Origin of the sequence: Microcoleus sp. OTE_8_concoct_300 (assembly GCF_031383065.1) — a bacterium.
Lineage (GTDB): Bacteria > Cyanobacteriota > Cyanobacteriia > Cyanobacteriales > Microcoleaceae > Microcoleus.
In genome coordinates this window covers 1-1,539 of sequence record NZ_JANMZH010000614.1, presented here as the reverse complement: position 1 = coordinate 1,539, position 1,539 = coordinate 1, and the positions used below count along the sequence as shown (strand labels likewise).

Here is a 1,539-nt window from a genome sequence, read left to right as displayed (position 1 = left end):
GAGCCCTTCGTCGCCTAGCCGATACCAGGCGATGATCCAATAGATAAATATTGCAGTGAGGTTTCCACCAATCACCGTGCATAGAAAACAAGCCGTCCTCTGTACACAGTTTTGGTGAGAATTTTTGAAGTTGTGGCAACTTTTCCACAAGTTGCTTTTTGACGATCGGCGGCAGTTTCCCGCGATATCCTCGCACCGGTGCCGCTACCAATCGATACCCATTGGAAAGATGGCGGCTGACAGTCGCGGGGCACAATCCCCGCGACTGTGCGATCGCCTCTTGACTTCCGCCATAGAATCGGAAATCCGAATCGCAATAAATAAACCGATCGCCCTTTCCCAGTACCCGCGCCGGATAGTCGCAGGTGTGCAGGTCGATCGGTTTCAGTATCTGACTCGGAGTTTGTCCAGGATCTAAACCCTGAGCTTTTATTTGCTCGATCTCTTCCAACCGCTGACGGTGGAGAGATGCGCGTTGCAAATACTGGGCTTCCACTTCTGTAGCGAGTATGTGGATGTTAGCCAAATCATCAATATTTATGGCGGCGATCGGGCCGAGCTTCTCTATCCCGGTAAGAGTGATCGCCTTTTCTAAACTTGCGTAGTAAACTGTAACCCAATTTTTTGACTGCGAATAGTCACGAATCAAACCCGACTTTTTGGCGCGGCACAGCAACTTTCTGATATGACCCTGACTGCGATTCAATATTTTACTCGCGGCAGGTAGTGAAAATTTCCCGATTCCCGAGCCTTTGGATTTGCCGCCGTGACTCCAGCGCGAAATATCGAAGCGACGCGCCAGCAGCCAGATTCTCATCTGACCACCAAAATGCGCGTACAATCGTACCGGGAAGCGCACCAAATCTAGATCCTCAGCACCGGCATACTCGCTATGCCAATTTTCGCAGAGTTCGATCAGCCATTCAGGAGCCGACACCGGGGGAATTTCCAGCGGGTTGTTAATCCAGGTGTAGGGTTTTCCTGTGCTGGGGTGGATGCTTGGCGGCAAAACGCTTTGTGCGTCTATCCAGCGAAACTCTAAGCATTCTTCTTTGCCGTCGTCGCCTGATATTCCGGTTTTTATTTTGCGGGTTTTGACGCGATGCCAGTCTTTTTCCGGCACTGAGAATAGGCACTGTTTCCGACCTTGGCGGCCGCTTGTCCATGCGGTTGTTTCCGAGAAATCTGAAAGGTCATTTTCTCCAGCTAGTTTTTCTAGCAATTTGTCGGCCGAGTCGCCGTCAAAATCAATTGCCAGCAGCCCATTCCCGAGTTTCAGTCCAACACCTGTAGCCTTGCCGCTTTCTAATTCGGTGAGAATTTCTAGGCGATCGTACAGATGGGAATTCCAGCCTTTTTGATAAGGGCGTTTACCGATGACTGGTACGAGCGGCCAAGGTTCAGGGAGTGATAGTAGGGCTGGCAAGGTTTGGATCTTCATTGGTCAGCCTGAATTATTGTCAGCATCGGCACATCTTCACCGATGTATCTTTTACTGTTATTTTCATCGGTCCATGTCACCCATACTTGCGGCATAGT

The 1,539-nt window shown here is 50.2% G+C and carries 1 protein-coding gene; it reads right to left on the bottom strand.

The annotated features are described in order from the left end of the window. Nucleotides 1-1,441 (bottom strand): bifunctional DNA primase/polymerase (locus tag ACUVJL_RS28240; protein WP_445248879.1); only part of this gene is annotated, 1,441 nt, incomplete at its 3' end. Nucleotides 1,442-1,539 lie beyond the last annotated feature (98 nt).